General features: G+C 38.3%; 14 protein-coding genes. 9 read left to right on the forward strand and 5 right to left on the reverse strand.

Features of this window, described 5'->3' with window-relative positions; all coding sequences use genetic code 11:
- Positions 1-320 precede the first annotated feature (320 nt).
- From AC106S_RS22870 to AC106S_RS22890, 5 genes are all read left to right on the forward strand, one after another.
- Positions 321-1487 carry a T9SS type A sorting domain-containing protein gene (locus tag AC106S_RS22870; protein WP_482442197.1) on the forward strand — a complete coding sequence of 389 codons (1167 nt, stop codon included), beginning with the start codon at positions 321-323 and terminating at the stop codon, positions 1485-1487.
- A gap of 151 nt (positions 1488-1638) precedes the next feature.
- Complete coding sequence (locus AC106S_RS22875; protein ID WP_482442199.1) at positions 1639-4293, forward strand: 4-alpha-glucanotransferase; 2655 nt, start codon at positions 1639-1641, stop codon at positions 4291-4293.
- 140 nt (positions 4294-4433) lie between these two features.
- Entirely contained in the window at positions 4434-5408 is a 975-nt protein-coding gene (locus AC106S_RS22880) for a hypothetical protein (RefSeq protein WP_482442201.1), read from the forward strand.
- 176 nt (positions 5409-5584) lie between these two features.
- Positions 5585-6031: a hypothetical protein gene (locus AC106S_RS22885; protein ID WP_482442202.1), complete on the forward strand. Its 447-nt coding sequence runs from the start codon at positions 5585-5587 to the stop codon at positions 6029-6031.
- A gap of 126 nt (positions 6032-6157) precedes the next feature.
- The gene (locus AC106S_RS22890; RefSeq protein WP_482442203.1) at positions 6158-6667 is read left to right on the forward strand and encodes a ferritin; all 510 of its coding nucleotides are present in this window, start codon (positions 6158-6160) and stop codon (positions 6665-6667) included.
- A 61-nt stretch (positions 6668-6728) separates the two neighbouring features.
- On the opposite strand, the gene AC106S_RS22895 is transcribed toward AC106S_RS22890, so the two are convergent.
- From AC106S_RS22895 to AC106S_RS22910, 4 genes are all read right to left on the reverse strand, one after another.
- A complete protein-coding gene (locus AC106S_RS22895; protein WP_482442204.1) occupies positions 6729-7976 on the reverse strand; it encodes an erythromycin esterase family protein in 1248 nt (415 codons plus the stop codon).
- A gap of 121 nt (positions 7977-8097) precedes the next feature.
- Positions 8098-8322 (reverse strand): hypothetical protein, encoded by a 225-nt coding sequence (locus AC106S_RS22900; RefSeq protein WP_482442206.1) that lies wholly within the window; start codon positions 8320-8322, stop codon positions 8098-8100.
- Between the two features lie 144 nt (positions 8323-8466).
- Positions 8467-8868, reverse strand: coding sequence for a type VI secretion system tube protein TssD (tssD, locus tag AC106S_RS22905; RefSeq protein WP_482442207.1), 402 nt, complete (start codon positions 8866-8868; stop codon positions 8467-8469).
- A gap of 162 nt (positions 8869-9030) precedes the next feature.
- On the reverse strand, positions 9031-12171 hold the full coding sequence (locus tag AC106S_RS22910) for a UvrD-helicase domain-containing protein (protein ID WP_482442209.1): 3141 nt from the start codon (positions 12169-12171) through the stop codon (positions 9031-9033).
- 183 nt (positions 12172-12354) lie between these two features.
- On the opposite strand from AC106S_RS22910, the gene AC106S_RS22915 reads away from it, so the two are divergent.
- The 4 genes from AC106S_RS22915 (at position 12355) to AC106S_RS22930 (ending at position 15570) form a co-directional block, all read left to right on the forward strand.
- Positions 12355-13101, forward strand: coding sequence for a hypothetical protein (locus AC106S_RS22915; protein ID WP_482442210.1), 747 nt, complete (start codon positions 12355-12357; stop codon positions 13099-13101).
- Positions 13102-13106: 5 nt separating this feature from the next.
- Positions 13107-13916 (forward strand): hypothetical protein, encoded by an 810-nt coding sequence (locus AC106S_RS22920; RefSeq protein ID WP_482442211.1) that lies wholly within the window; start codon positions 13107-13109, stop codon positions 13914-13916.
- 31 nt (positions 13917-13947) lie between these two features.
- Positions 13948-14763 (forward strand): carboxypeptidase-like regulatory domain-containing protein, encoded by an 816-nt coding sequence (locus AC106S_RS22925; RefSeq protein ID WP_482442212.1) that lies wholly within the window; start codon positions 13948-13950, stop codon positions 14761-14763.
- Between the two features lie 72 nt (positions 14764-14835).
- Positions 14836-15570, forward strand: coding sequence for an SIMPL domain-containing protein (locus AC106S_RS22930; protein ID WP_482442213.1), 735 nt, complete (start codon positions 14836-14838; stop codon positions 15568-15570).
- A 92-nt stretch (positions 15571-15662) separates the two neighbouring features.
- Here AC106S_RS22930 and AC106S_RS22935 read toward each other — a convergent pair whose 3' ends face one another.
- Complete coding sequence (locus AC106S_RS22935; RefSeq protein WP_482442214.1) at positions 15663-16175, reverse strand: GNAT family N-acetyltransferase; 513 nt, start codon at positions 16173-16175, stop codon at positions 15663-15665.
- Positions 16176-16177: the final 2 nt, after the last annotated feature.

A 16177-nucleotide genomic window follows, 5' to 3' on the forward strand; every position in this document is an offset into this window, starting at 1 on the left:
TTACTATTGTCCCTAGCCCCGATAGCAGCGGTTACCCCACAGCATAAAAGGAAAAGAAGAAGGATTTGGCTATGGCAAAGCAGGGCGCGAGGAGTAAGAGCGGATAGCGGGATAAAGCTCCGGAAAAAGATTATTGATAATTGATTATAAGCCTTACAATAAGATATAGCTTTTCTGTAATTCTCATTTATCATAATATCATAGTTTTGGTTGTTTTATTGTAAATATTATTGAAATGAATGATATTTTTTGTGATTTTAATTGGTAAATTACGTAACTTAGTCATACTAAAACGCTTACGAATCTAAATTCTACCAATTATGAAAAAACATTTATTCCCTCTATTTCTGCTGTTATCAGGTGTACATATCCAGGCACAGCAGGATATTTTTGCCATTGCAGGAAAAGAGACTCCAGGTATTGTCTTCAGTGATTTACGAACGATTGATGCAACAAACGGAACCTCCGGACAGAAAGTCTTTACTGTGGATTCTCCGGCGAAAGTATTTTCTCAGTCAAGAAAAGGCCCGGTAACGGAAGATAAAAGTACATATGCCCATTCACAGGCGGTTACAATGGCGGCTCTGGCATATGATGCTTCCAATAATAATCTGGTATATATGCCGATGTTTTCTTCCAATATTTATATTCTGAATCCAAACACCCAGGAAATTACTTTAGTGGAAAATGCGGCTGTAAGAGTGACTTCCTGTGACATTAATTCTCATATAACAAGAATGTCTGCCGGATATGACGGAAATATCTATGCAATGAATAATGCAGGAACACAATTTCTTCAGATCAGTAAAAAGAATGGTCAATACACGGTAAGTGATCTTGGGATCGTAAAAGATGACGCTTCCAATGGGAAAAACTCATTTACAGTGATGGAAACAGGTTTTGGAGGAGATATGATCGCTGATTCGGATAATAATTTCTACGTATTCTCAGCCTCCGGAAATGTCTTTAAAATTACAACGAAAGAGCTGAAAGCGAAATTTGTAGGTAAGATTGCAGGTCTTCCTGAAAACTATTCAGTAAACGGTTCTGCTGTGAATGCAAAGGGTAAAGTTGTGGTTGCAAGTGCAAAAGGAGCAGGATTATACGAAGTAGATTTAAAGTCTCTTCAGGCAAAACTTCTTCCTGGTGAAGAAAAGCCGCATATCTATGATCTGGCCAGTAAATATTTTGCTAATGACAGAATTACATCATCAGGTACATTAGCCGGAATTGATGTTTATCCGACAAGAGTAGATGAACATTTTATCCATATTAATGTGAATGATAAAACAGTAAAAGGAAAAATTAAACTTACCGTCTTTGATTTCTCAGGTAAAAGTGTAATGAAACAGGACCTTATTGTAAAAGACGGCTCTATGAATCAGCAGGTTGATCTGAAAAATCTGGTCAGCGGAGCTTATATGGTCAATATAACCAATGAGGCAGGAAAAATATTACTGAACAAAAAAATTCTCGTGACAGAATAAGTCACAATTGTAGTACGCAGAATTCTGGTTAACTTTGCGGAAAAATTAAGACCCTTTTCAATTAATTTTTGAAGAGGGTTTTTAATGATTATTTGATATTCAATAAGTTTTATTTTTCGATATTAAAATGTATTTTTATAAAAAATCTAGGATGAAGCTATACTTTAATGTAGGATATAATGCCAGAGCGGGAGAAAATCTTCAGCTGGTAACCGTAGATCAGGAAGGAGCAGACGTACAGTCCTATACGATGTTTTACGCTGAAAACGGATTGTGGAAATGTGAAGTGGATTATTTCTCAAGAACCATTTCGTATAAATATCAGCTTATCGATGGAAAAGGCAATATTCTGAGAAAAGAATTTGTTCAGCATCATCTTAATTTCCCTCACAATTATAAAGAGTTTGTGATTTTTGATGAATGGAATAACAAAAACTTTCCGGAAAACTATTTAAACAATAAAATTCTTTACAATAAGCTCAATCAGTTTGTTCCTGAAAAAGTAACGGTCCTGAAAAAGCATACCCATCTTTTCAGAATTGAAGCGCCTGTTTATCATCCCGACTGGAAAATAGTATTATTCGGAAACACCGCATCACTCGGCAACTGGAATTATGATAAGGCTATCCATCTTCAGCAGACCGATTTCGGAGTCTGGGAAACCTCTGTTGAAATTCCGGAAAATGAATTTATTCAGTTTAAATACTGTATTTATGATACTAAGGAAGGAAAGATCATTGATGTGGAAACGGGGGAGAACAGATTTACACTTTCCAATCCTCAGGAAGATGTTCTTCAGGTGGTTTCCAATCATTATTTCAGATTCAAGGCATACCAGATGTATCATGATGCAGGAGTGGCAGTTCCCGTGTTTTCCTTGAGAAGTGAAAACGGGTTCGGTGTAGGAGAATTCTCTGATATCAAAGAACTGGCAGACTGGAATAAGGAAACCAATCTGGGTATTATACAGATTTTGCCTGTTAATGATACTACCGCAAATTATTCATGGACAGATTCATATCCTTATGCAGCAGTTTCCGTATATGCACTTCATCCGCAATATATCTCACTGGAGAATCTTGATTTTTCTATACCGAAAGATTTAGTTTCAGAATATCAGTCTGATAAAGAGGCATTAAATGCACTTGATCTGATTGATTATGAAAAAATGATCGAGGGAAAGTGGAAGTATCTGAAAGCCGTTTTCAATGCAGAGAAAGATAAGATTTATAAAGACAGAGGCTTTAAGAAGTTTATAAAAGAAAATAATCACTGGCTGGTTCCCTATGCTGCCTTTTGTGTGTTACGGGATAAATATAAAACTCCGAATTTCAACGAGTGGAAAACCCATAAAAAATACATCGCAGGGAAAATAGCCCCGTTTTTTACCGCCAAAAGCAAAGATTATGATGCTTCAATGCTTCACGCGTGGGTACAGTACCAGCTTCATCTGCAGCTGAAAGATGCTGTTGATTATGCACACAGTCTGGGGATCTCTTTAAAAGGTGACCTTCCGATCGGGATTTACAGGTATTCTGTGGAAGCATGGACGGAACCCGAACTGTTTGGAATGGATTTCCAGGCAGGGGCACCTCCTGATCAGTTTACAGAATTAGGACAGAACTGGGAATTCCCGACGTATAACTGGGAAGCCATGAAGGCGGACGATTACAGATGGTGGAAAAACCGGTTCAAAGCATTGGAACAGTATTTTGATGCGATGAGAATTGATCATATCCTGGGGTTCTTCAGAATCTGGAGAATGCCGGTTTCTGCCGTACAGGGGATCTTAGGCTATTTTTATCCGGCAGTTCCTGTTGTGGCAGAAGAATTTAAAGCATGGAACATATCGTTTGACTTTAACAGATACTGTAAGCCATTTATCAATGAGAAGATCTTGTGGGATTATTTTGGTGAAAATACAACCGAAGCATTAAAATATATAGACCATAACAGTGACGGGACCTACTCATTTAAAGAAGAATTTGACACCCAGAGAAAACTGTCCGACTTCTTTAAAAAGAATCCGGGATGTTTCATAGAAGAAAAGCTCATTTCACTGTGTGCCAACGTACTGTTCCTTACAGAAGAGAGAAACGGGGAAACGGTTTATCATCCGAGATTCAATGTTTATCATACAGAATCTTATCAATACCTGTCCGAATGGGATCAGAAAGCGATCTACGATCTTTATCATGATTATTTCTTCAGGAGACAGGATCATCTTTGGCAGGAAAAAGCAATGGAAAAACTTCCGGTGATCCTGAATGCAACCAAAATGCTGATTTGTGGTGAAGATCTGGGAATGGTTCCCGCCTGTGTGCCTGTTGTCATGGATGAACTGGCTATTGTAGCCCTTAAAGTACAGCGTATGCCTTCGGAGAATATTCCGTTCTATAATCCTAAAAATGCAGGATATATGAACGTAGTAACGGCTTCTTCCCATGACAGCTCTACTTTACGGCAATGGTGGAAGGAAGATCCTGCACTTACACAGAAATACTTTAATCAGCAGCTGATCCAGTACGGAAAAGCTCCTGAGGAAATGGATGCTCACCTGGCGGAAATAATCATGAAACAGCATCTTTATAATGATGCAATGCTTGCTATTTTCCCGATTCAGGAGTTCCTCGCAACGGATCCGGAGCTTACCAATAAAAATATGGATCATGAGAGAATCAATGATCCCGCTGTATTTCCACACTACTGGCGTTACAGAATGCATCTGAAACTGGAGGATCTGAAAAAAAAGAAATACTTCAATGAAAAGATAAAACACTGGATCATAGACAGTGGAAGAGTATAAATTTAACATCTGATTATCAGTTGATTAATGATAAGTTGAAAAGAAGTTTTATCTCAGGATTTAACTTCTTTTTTTTATTTATATCAAAGAAGTAGAATAGGGATATTCTACTATATATTAACCAATTAACGATTATAGAGATGAAAAAAATACTTTTTGGATTGGCTTTGGGACTGGCAGCTTTGACTTCCGCCCAGCAATATCCAAATAACGGCTGGGGAGACGATGGAAATTATCAGAACGGAAATGGCTATTATTCTGATGAAGATGACAGAAACTATTTCCCGGATGATTATTATTACAACTATCCTCAGGATTACTATCCAAGCGATTACTACCAGAATTATTACAACGACTACCGGAACAGTATCGTCAATGTAAACTGGAATGTTTTCTTCAGGCAAAACGGATTAAACCGCTGGCAGATCGATCAGATTCTGAGACTGAATAACCTGTATGTAAGTTTTTCAGCCTGGGATAATTTCTACCGCTACAATCCGGATCGATGGTATTATGACAGATTCTATGCACTGGAAAGAATTTTAGGACCAAGAGTATTTGTGGTATTCCAGAATAATTACTATCACGGAGCAAGCCCTGTTGTTTATTTCCAGAATTACAGAAGAACCTATTATGCTCCTAGATATGCGGTAATGCCCCGATACAGAAATGTTAATATCAATATTTACCGTGTGGACCGGTCAAGATTCCACAGAATGGATAATCCAAGCTTTAACGGATTCCGGGCAAGTGCCAGACCGAATAGCGGATTCAGAGGTTCTGTGAGAGACGGCAGCAATACCGGAGGTTTCCGGGCAGACAACAGAAGCAGATCGGAGAGCTCCAACGGTTTCCGTAACGATAATAACGGTGTGAGAAACAACGGAGGGTTCCGGAGAGAATCCGACAACAATAGCGGAACCAGAGGCGGATTTGGTAATAATGGCGGTTTCAGAGGAAACAGTGAAATAAAAAGAGAAGCTCCGGGAAGAGAAAGCAGCGGTGGATTCAGAGGGAATAACAGTGGTTTCAGATCTGAAAACTCAGCACCGAGACCACAGAACAACAACAATAGTAATACCGGAGGTTTCCGAAGCAGACTGGCGAATAATTAATTTTCATATATTATATTTAAGTGGTGTGAAGGGCAGATTTTAGGATCTGTCCTTTTTTTTTGTTTAATTATTGTTTTAATAATATAATTTAACAATTTTTATGAATATTTCCATTTAACTTCTGTTTTAACTTATAATCAAAAAGATGTATAACAATTAATTAAATATTTTTTAAGATGAAAAAATTAGTTTTAGCAATAGCAATAGTGGGAATGAGTGGCTTGGCAATGGCACAACAGACTACTCCTCAGGACAGACAGGCAAGAGCCGCTGAAATGAAACAGAAAATGCAGCAGAAAGAACAGGAACGTCTGGCACAGATGCAGAAAGATCTTAACCTGAACCAATCTCAGGTCGCTCAGATTAAAGCTCTTCAGGAACAGAGAAAAGCTGAAACGAAGGCCAATTTTGAAAAAAATAAAGAAGAGAGAATGGCTAAAATGGAAGAAATGAAGGCTAAAAGAGCTCAGATGGATGCAGATATGAAAAAAATCCTTACGCCTGAACAATATGATAAATGGCAGGCCGACAGAAAAGCGAAAATGGAACAAAGACGAATGGCTATGAAGGATAGAAAAATGATGAAAAAGCCGATGAACACGGCTGTTCCCGATGCAAAATAAACGTTCATAATTTTGATTTTTTAATGTGTGAAGGATGGGATTTTTCCCATCCTTTTCGTATTAATTTTCATTAAAACTTTTGATTTCGGGCTTTTATTCCCTATTTTTGAATATAAATTTATACTTATGATCAGCGAAAAAATTGCAAAATTAATTAACGAGCAGATCGCTCACGAACAATATGCCGCTCAATACTATCTTTCCATGTCTGCCTGGTTTTCAGGAAAAGACCTGGACGGAATTGCCAACTATTTCAGAGTTCAGAGCAAAGAAGAATTGATGCACGCAGATAAAATGTTCGATTATCTGAACGATGTAGGAGGAGAGATCATTATCGGGGAAATTGCAAAACCTCCCCATCAGTTTGAAAATGCAACGGATATTTTCGAGAAAGCATTGGAACACGAGAAAAAAGTAACGAAAAGTATCTTCAATATTGTAAAGAATGCTAATGACGAAGGAGATTTTGCAACAACATCCTTTATGCAGTGGTTCATAAATGAACAGGTAGAAGAAGAAGCAAGTGCTTCACAGTATGTAACGAAGATCAAGATGGTATGCGATAATCCTTCCGCATTGTATCTTTTTGATCAGGAGCTGGCTCAGAGAGTTTTTACACCCGATACTACCGCTTAATCTCTATAATACGCTAAAAAGATAAACCCCGCCGTTCGTGGAGAACGGCGGGGTTATTTTATTATTCTAAAAGCCTGGAATGGGTAGATTCTTTAATGAAGATCAGATAATCAAAATCAGCAGAGATATTGGTTTCCTTAAATTCTTCCGGAACTACCGTAGAACCTGTTCTTCTGAATTTTATTTCATCCTTTGTAATCCACTTTGCCGCATCATTGTTTTCCTTTCTGAGGCTTTTAAGATCCAGAATAAAAATCGGGATATCCAGTGAATTCAGCAGGTGCTCCGCTGTACCTTCATAGGCCGTCTGTGCCGGAAAAGGCCCGGTTACTTTAGACTTCCGCTCAAATGCAGTATAACTTCCGCTGTAAAAGGCAAACCCGAAAGTAACATAATCATTTTTCAGATCCCGCCTTAAATATTCTCCCATCTTTGCCCGGTGGCTGCTGATATGTCCGTTATGGGCTGAAACAATCATTCCGGCATCCGGATTCTGTGAGATGATCCACTCAATATTTTGGGCCATATAAAGATCTCTCTTCGCAGCCGATTTATCAATATTCTGCTCGATGATACGGAGATTCTGGAGAAACCAGTTCTTTTCTTTCTCATCCTTTATCGACTGGGAAGATATTTTAAGTTTTTCAAGAAGGGTCTTCAGAGTTGCCTTTTCGCTGCCGGTAATGTCATTCTTTCCAGGTTTTCCGTTACCTTGTGCAAGTATTTCAGAAAGCTGTACGGCTTCATTTTGTGAAATACTGCCGGCCGTACAGATTTTCTTTATTTCTTCTGCTGCACCTCCGGTGTACAGCATATCAAATCCTGTAAACTGTATTTTATGGAGAGCTGTCTCGTTGTATTTTTTGATCCAGTTGATGATTGACAGCATTTCCTCGGTCTGCCATGTCCAGAACCCCATTTTATCCAGGAAAATTTTAGGATCTCCTTTTCCGTTCATAGTATATTCGTTCATCATGTAGGATTCCGGCATAGAAGCTTCGAGCGAAAAAATACTGAAATTTTTATGGGCAGCCAGGTATCTCAGCACACGGTCTTTCATTTTGTAAATCTCGCCGGAACCATGAGAAACCTCTCCCAATGCAACAATTTTAGAATCTCCAATTAATCTGTCCAGTATTTTCAGATCAGAAGTTTCAGGATAACCGGGTTCAACGGATTGTAGGGGATAAATAAATTTTTTAAGATAAGTTTTCTCGTCTTCCGTAAGATTTTTTTTCTGTGCCGGGATATTAAAGAACATTAGAAAAGTAAGGAGACTAAGAACAGCTCTGTAATGATATTTTTTCATGGTATATTTTTGTCCGGCAAAACAAAATCAAAAATATCATCATTAAAAAAATCCGGATATAAAATTGTATTAAATTTTGTTGTGAAAAGTTAAAAAAAGAAACGGTTGATATGGATCAGTCTTACTTTTCCAGTCTTCGTCTCAGTATTCTTACCGAAATGAAAAAAGATAAAATAGCAGAGAAAAACCCATATATCAGAGCAATAAAAACATTTTCTGTGGGCATATACCGCTTTCCTTCTGCTGTTACAGGCGGATTGGTATAATCTGCAATTTCATAAACGGCAAGGATCGCGGCAATCAGAATGGCAATGCTTATCAGAAATGAAATAAGATAAATTTTCATGGAATAACGTTTTCATGTTTATCCCTTAAAAATAAGAATGTTATCCGGATTAGAAATAAAAAAGGGATGACGGATTATTTAAACTTTTAAAATAAAAAAGACCACCTTTATAAGATGATCTTCATATAAGGTAGTAAGCAGGAATTAAGACGGCCAGAAACCGTAGTATTTGGAGTTACCGTAATCAATAGTTTCTGCACTCACGATAAAACTGATCAGCATACTGTTCTCATCCACTGCATCAAATTCTACCTGATGCTGGATTACATAGCCGTTTTCCCAGCTTAAAGTAATAAGAGTACCTTCTTCGTGAGATTTATTAAAGGTGATTTCTCCTGTTGTAGGCTTATACTTTCCGTTCAGTAAGCTTTCCAGGATATCTGATTTTTCAGTTGCTTCTACTGTAATTTTGATAAGTGCATTAGAGGGATCCGAAGCTACACGTCCTGAAACATCTGTGGTTCTGGATACGCTGTAATTCAGTTTTAATAATTTCTGACCTTCACCGCCATTGAATTTTAAAATTCCTCTTGAGTTTGCTGCCATGATAATAAATTTTTAATGGTTAATAATATTTGCATCAGTGATTGTACGGCAAATGTAAAATACTTTAAATTATTTAGAAAATTTTTCACAGTAACTTTCACATTTTGTAGTACTTCTACGATTTGATGTCGTATTTTTACGATAAGAGCTAATATAAAAAAATTAAAGATAGATCAGCTGTATTTTCAAAACATTTCTTCCCAGTTTTTCCAGAATATTTCTGTATCCTTCAATCTGAAGCTGATCTTTTTCTGTGGGTTCTCCGGTTTTGAAGTCTACAATTATATAGCCTTCATCATTTTTTAAAATACGGTCGGGCCTGAACAGATGGCTTTCACCGTTTTCAGAGATCATAATATCTTTTTCATTGATGACCTGCCAGCTTTCATCAAAGAATTCAGCGTATTTTTCGATAATATGAAGCAGCGTTTCCTCAATTTTGTTTTTTTCTTCCAGCGTAATCTGTCCCTCCATTACGTAACGTTCCAGTACTTTGGCGGTATCTTTTTTTGTATTGATCTTTGAGAGCAGTTCGTGAACGAAAAGCCCGATTCTTACCTTTTCATTCCGTACCTGATAGTTTTTGGAAGGCGTTGCGATCCTGATGGAAGTCGTCTTTTCATTCACATTTTTCAGATGCTGGATATCTTTGGTCTTAAAAGAAGATGCCTTATCCTTTGAATGCTTTCTGAGACTTTCAGGAGAGGTTTCATACAGATCAAATTCATCTGCCTGATCAGTATTTTTACCATTGAAAAATTCCAGAAGCTCAAGATTGTTGGATGTTTTGCTGGCTTTCTGAAGATAAAAGAACAGCTGTTCAACAGGACGGGTTGTGGCTACATACTGCAGACACAGCCTGTCTATAAGATTTTTGTAAGAATTCTTTTTGTTGAATTTTTCAATTTCTTCATCGTAGACTTCCAGCGTCTTACTGAACTGATTGATATTAACGGATTTTAGAGCATCATCATTCTGTGTATCAAACCAATTGGTAAACTCACCGTCCCGGTTCTTATTCATCATCGGAATAAATACAACCGGGAATTCCAGTCCCTTAGACTTATGGATGGTCATGATCTGCACAGCATCGATATTTTCTGAAGCCTGAATGGTGTAGGCAGAAGCTTCCTCATCCCAGTATTTCAGAAACTCTTTTGTGCTGGCTCCGGCATTCTGTGTAAAATTGAAAAGCATTTCAAGGAAATTCATCAGAAAATCGGTTTCTTTATTTTCAACAGAAAATTCATTGATGTAATATTCCACAAAATTATACAGGTTGAATCTGGGAAAATGATCCTGCTTCAGTTTAAGGGCGTATTTTGCCTGGATAAACTGAAGAATGTCCTCATGTTTTTCAATTTCCAGGATTTCTTTCATTTCCAGAGTGAAATCAGCCATATGAATCCTGCCCAGAGTATTCAGATAATACATCAGCATGATCAGGTTAGTCCGGTTTTTGGGATTGATCTCCCATCTCAGGAATTCAATAACAGCCTTCAGGGTATTGGAAAGTTCAAGGGTGAGGCCTTTATCCGAAATGGTTTTGATATTGGTTTCTTCGCCGTGATAATATACCTTCAGATTTCCCAGCTTCTGTGAATAGCTGAAAATATCAAAATTCCCACGGCATAAAATAGTGATATCAGAAAACTTAAAACCGTTGTCAAGACATTCCTGGATATCTTTTTGCATCCTTTCGGAAGTATCATTGTAGAAATCCTCATTGGTAAGATTTTCAATAAGGCTTACCTTCACCCGGCCGTCGATCCTGGATTTCGGATTCTGTTCCGCATCCGTACCGAAAATATTCCGGTGTTCCTCTTCCAGTCCCTCAGAATGATAGCGGTAAAGTTCGTTGTTGAACTGAACAATATTTTTAGCACTCCGCCAGTTGTCTTTCAGTACCAGAAGATCTGCCTGTCTCGGAGAAAATTCTTTTTTGTTGATGATATCCAGCATCAGCTTACTTTCCCCGCCGCGGAACCTGTAAATACTCTGCTTGGGATCTCCTACCAGCGTAAAGGAAGTATATTCCGAGGAAACACTGTGATCACGCAGGGGAACAAAATTCTGCCACTGAAGTTCCGAGGTATCCTGAAACTCATCAAAGAAATAATGCTGAAACTGGGAACCCACTTTCTCATAAATAAAAGCGGACGGCTCATTCCTTAGATTTTCGTTGATCAGAATATTGAATTTGGATAACAGCACCAGGTCATTTTCCTCTTCAATTTTCCTCAGCTCATCCTGAATATCTTTATTAACCTTTAAAGGAAGCAGGGCAGAGAGAATCTTTTCTTTCTTTTGAGTCTCAATATACAAAAGAATCAGCTGCATACGGTTTTCAAGAAGCTGATCGAGGATCTCAAAAATCTCAGATTCCTTATTCTTTGATTTGGAGGAAGCCCCTTTTCTGTAATTATTAACAACAGACTCTTCCTGGGTCGTAGGAAACGGAAATCCGGGTCTTTTCTGCTGGTAAAAATCAATGACTTTGGTGAAAAAACCTCCGATCCCGTTTTTACCCTGAGCAAAATCTTCAACTTCTATATTTCTGGAACGGAAGAGTTCCACCGATTTTGCAGCCAGTTCAGCAGATTTTTTTTTGTTCTGAACAATTTCTTTCCGAAGCGTATTTTTGATGTTTTCATAATTGGTATCATCAAAATCCCTGTTGCTTTTCAGATGCTCGTAATGAATGTCTTTTACAAACTCTTTGGCCGAATCGTAAAGGTTTTTGTTGAGATTGATCCTCTCATTGTTTTCAAGGCTGTAATCCACATAATCCATGAAAGAACTGGAGATGGCATCATTTTCTCCGATCTGATCCAGCATTTTATCAACAGCTTCAATAAGGAACGGTTCAGCCTCTATTTCAAGATTAAAATTTTTCGCCAGCCCCAGTTCATAAGAAAAACTTCTTACCAGCCTGGAGTTGAAACGGTCTATCGTTCCGATGTTCAGGGTTGAATAATTGTGAAGCACATAATCCAGTAATCTTTTGGAGCGCACATGAAGTTCATCAATGGTAATCTTCAGACCTTCCGCTTCAAATGCCCGCTGGATATTCTTAAGATCTGCGTTGTCTGCAAAATTATCCGCAGTAAAATTCCCCAGCCAGGACAGAATTCTTTCTTTCATCTCGTTGGCTGCCTTGTTGGTAAAGGTGAGCGCCAGAATATTCCTGATCGACTGCTGCTGATTAGGATACCGGAGACAGATCATCAGAAGCCGCTGGACAAGGGCATACGTTTTTCCCGAGCCGGCAGAAGCATTGATAACCGTGTAAGAATTGTGCATTACTGATTTTAGAATTGAGACTGCAAGTTAGCTAAAATTTAAGTGAAATTTTAACAATTATAATGAGGTCTTTAACACTTTTAGAGGCAAAATTTAAAAAGAAATCCTAAAACACGTTAACTGTGGTTAAACTTGTAGTTTGCTTTAAAAATAATTTTAGATTTGTTGCATAAAAAACTGCCCGTGAAAATTAAACTATTCTTTATTTTATTCACTCTTTTCTCCATTTATGCGCATGCCCAGAACTACATCTTTGGTAAAGTATCTTCTGAAGAAGGAACCGAAATGCAGGATGTAACAGTTATCAACATAAGAACGGACGAAAGAGTGGTCACCAACAGAGACGGGCATTTCATGATTTCCGGAAGGGGAGGAGATGAGCTGCGGTTTATAAGATCCGGATATGTACGGCTTGTAAAGAAAGTAACCAAAGAAAACATCGAAGCTCCCATCAATGTCATTCTGGAAAGGGAAACAATCCAGATTGCCGAAGTTGAAGTTAAGCAGGGAATTACCGGAGATCTGAAGATTGATTCCAAAAATCTCAACAGACCCAAAAAGGTAGAGAAGCTGGTGAAAGATATAGACCGTTATATTGCCCAGAAATCTGATCCGAGAATACTTGCGGCAAAACCAGGAGAGTTTGTACAGCCTAAAGGTGAGGGATTCTCCATTGGAAAAATAAAAAACAAATGGGATGATATTGATCTGGGTAGCTATCTGAAAACAGCTCTTGGCGCAGAATATTTTTCTGATCTTAAAATAGAACCAGCCCAGATTGACCATTTTATAAGCTATGTTCTGGCCGGCGGTTTCGAAAGAAAAACAATTCTGAAATACGGATTCTGCAGCGATGCAGACCTGAACCGTTTTAAACGTGCTGTAATGATGAGAGTCTCTTCTTACAGGGCTCCGCAAACGCAACGATAACCTTTATGAAAACGTATACCGGACAATACTTCTGTGGTATTCTGATTCTAATGTCTGCTACGGTCTTTTCACAGCAAAAAGTGACAGGAAGAATTACGGATAACGGCAGTACAGAGATCAACCCTGTTCTGGTTATCAATATTTCCAGTCAGAAAAGTACTTTAAGCAGTACTTCAGGAGATTTTACCATTGATGCCTCGGAAAATGATGAAATAAGGTTTGTAAAAGAAGGATATTACCGCTTTGATAAAAAGGTTTCAAAAGGAGATTTCAATACTCCTTTATCCGTAAACCTTACAAGAACAGAAATAGAGATTCCTGAAGTGAAAATTACCTATACTCCCACAGGAAATCTGGAAAAGGACAACAAATATCTCAATGAATCAAGAAAAATCGGTGCTCTGAAATCGGAATTGGGAGATTATATAAAAAGCCCGCTGAAAGAGCCTTTGCCGGATCATTCTGTTTCAAAGAGCTTTACCGGTCATGATTTTAAAGCAGGTTACGTCAATGTTTTCAGTGTTCTTAAAGTGGCGGCCAATTTCATTAAGAAATCAAAGAATCCCAAAATTACCAAAGCCAATTTTACGGAAACACAGGATTTTATCAGAAGAATTAAAACGGATATCGATTTAGGGTTTCTCAGAAAATATGGAATGGAAGATGAACAGATAGATCGTTTTCTCATTTATGCCAATGATACGAGAACAATGGCAAAGAAATACAGAAAAGATTTTAGAAAAGATGTGATCCTAATGGAATTGCAGGTGGCTTTTAGCGAATACAGTAAATTAAACAAACTGGATAGCCAATAACAATTCTGAGTTTATTATATTTGAAAAAAGAGTGGAGTATATATACAGGAATATTGAATTTTTCAGAGGAAAGAAGGTTTTTCTTTTCATTATTTTTCTGTTCAATAATTTCTTTTCCCAGCAGACGGTTACAGGCCGTATCACAGATAACGACGGTGAGAGTATTAGCTCTGTGATTGTGATCAATATGTCTACTGACCGGAAGGTTTTTTCCAATGCAGCCGGAATGTTTGCTATTGAAGCTTTTCCCGGTGATGAGCTGAGGTTTGTAAAAGAAGGTTTCAACAGGGTTTCAAAAAAAGTACTTACTGACGGGGTTAATTCACAACTCATGATTACCCTTATTCCCATACCCACAGATGTTGGAGAGGTAAAAGTAGTGAGAAAGCCAACAGGGGACCTTTCAGTAGATTCCAGAATGGCAGCCAGAGAAAATAAGGCGGAAAAGGTTAAACAGGCGGTGGGACTTCCTGAACCCGTGGGGAAAATGAGGGAAAAACCTGCCGAAGTAAAGAAAGTTTTGCTGCCGATACTTTTGGGATCGCTGGATGTGCAGGGGGCCTTTGATCTGATCAGCGGTAAAGCAAGGCGACAGAAAAGAAAGTACCGGTATGATGATCTTCAGGCGGATATTACCTGGGTAAGGGACAGGGTGGATAAGGATTATTTTTCGAATGTGGGAATTCCTCCGGATAAAATCCCGGAATTTATAGAATTCTCATTTGCCGCACAGCCTTTAATCCGTACGTACGTAAGAGCCGGAAATATATCCGGAACGCTGCTGAAAATGGAAGAGTTGGTTCCTGTTTATGTTGAACGTCTCAGGCAGCGTAAAAATCAGGAATAATGTTAAAGATTCTTAAAAAAGGAATGAAAATTGATGTGAATATTCTTTAAAGATGCATCAAATCAATATTTTATGAATAAGAACATTATCGCGGTAGCAATAGCGGCTCTTGGCTTTGTTATCGGGCTTGCTTTCTTAGGCAACGCTGTAAAAAACAGGAATAAATCTGAAAATACGATTTCTGTAACAGGACTGGGTACCAAACAGTTCGTATCCGACCTTATCACATGGTCCGGAAGTTTTTCCAAAAACAATATGGATTTAAAATCAGCATATGACGAACTGGCGCTGGACCGTAAGGTCATCCATGATTATCTTCTTTCAAAAGGAGTAAAAGAGAACGAGATCGTGTTTTCTTCTGTGGATATCCAGAAACAGTTCAGAAGCTATAACGATTCCAACGGGAATTATGTACAGGGGGAATTCTCAGGCTATAACCTGACGCAGAAAGTCTCTATTGAAAGTAAAGATGTGGCCAATATTGAAAATCTTTCCAGGAATATTACCGAGATCATCAACCGCGGCATTGAGTTCACTTCATCTTCACCTTCTTATTTCTACACCAAGCTGGCAACAGTAAAGCAGGAAATGATCGCAAGCGCTACAAAAGATGCAAAAGAGAGAGCCGAAAAGATTGCAGAAAATTCAGGAAGCAGTCTTGGAAGCCTTAAAAAAGCAACAATGGGAGTGATTCAGATTACCGCACCGAATTCTAATGAAGACTATTCCTATGGCGGAACTTTCAATACTTCATCCAAAGAAAAAGAGGCCAGTATCACGATCAAGCTTGAATATCAGGTGAATTAGAACTCCAATCCTGAAAATAAATTAAAAAGATCACAAAAGAACTTAAAAGGACATACACTGAAAACGCCGGAGAAATCCGGCGTTTTTATATTTTAATGATATACTACATCATAAATTTCCTCTTTTACCTCTTTCAGGCTTTCAGGGGAGTAGTTGGCGAGCAGCCACAGATCCAGGGAATTCTTCCCTTCCCCGTAGCTGGGCTGTACATACATTTCATCGATGAGGGTAAATCCGTTTCTCTGGTAAAAAGCATAGCGTCTTTTAGCATCATCGCCCAGATGGTCCGGTTCTATTTCCAAAACTATTCTGGGGTAAGTCTTAAACAGATACCCTGTAATGTGCGAACCCAGTTTCTGGCTTCTGAACGCATCAAAAACTTCAAAATGTTCTACAAAAGTATAAGAACTCAGCTCCCAGATAATCAGGTAGCCAATAGCCTGCGAATCGTGCAGTACAGATATTACTTTTACATGTGGATTGGAAAAAAGAGCGGTAAACTGTTCCCGGTCTCTTCTTTCATCTTCAGGAAAAGTTGAGGTATAGGAAGTATAGATTTCCTGAACCCTGTAATCATCAGCAGTGGTAATCGGTAAAAATTCCATAA

It is taken from the genome of Chryseobacterium sp. FR054, assembly GCF_056844565.1.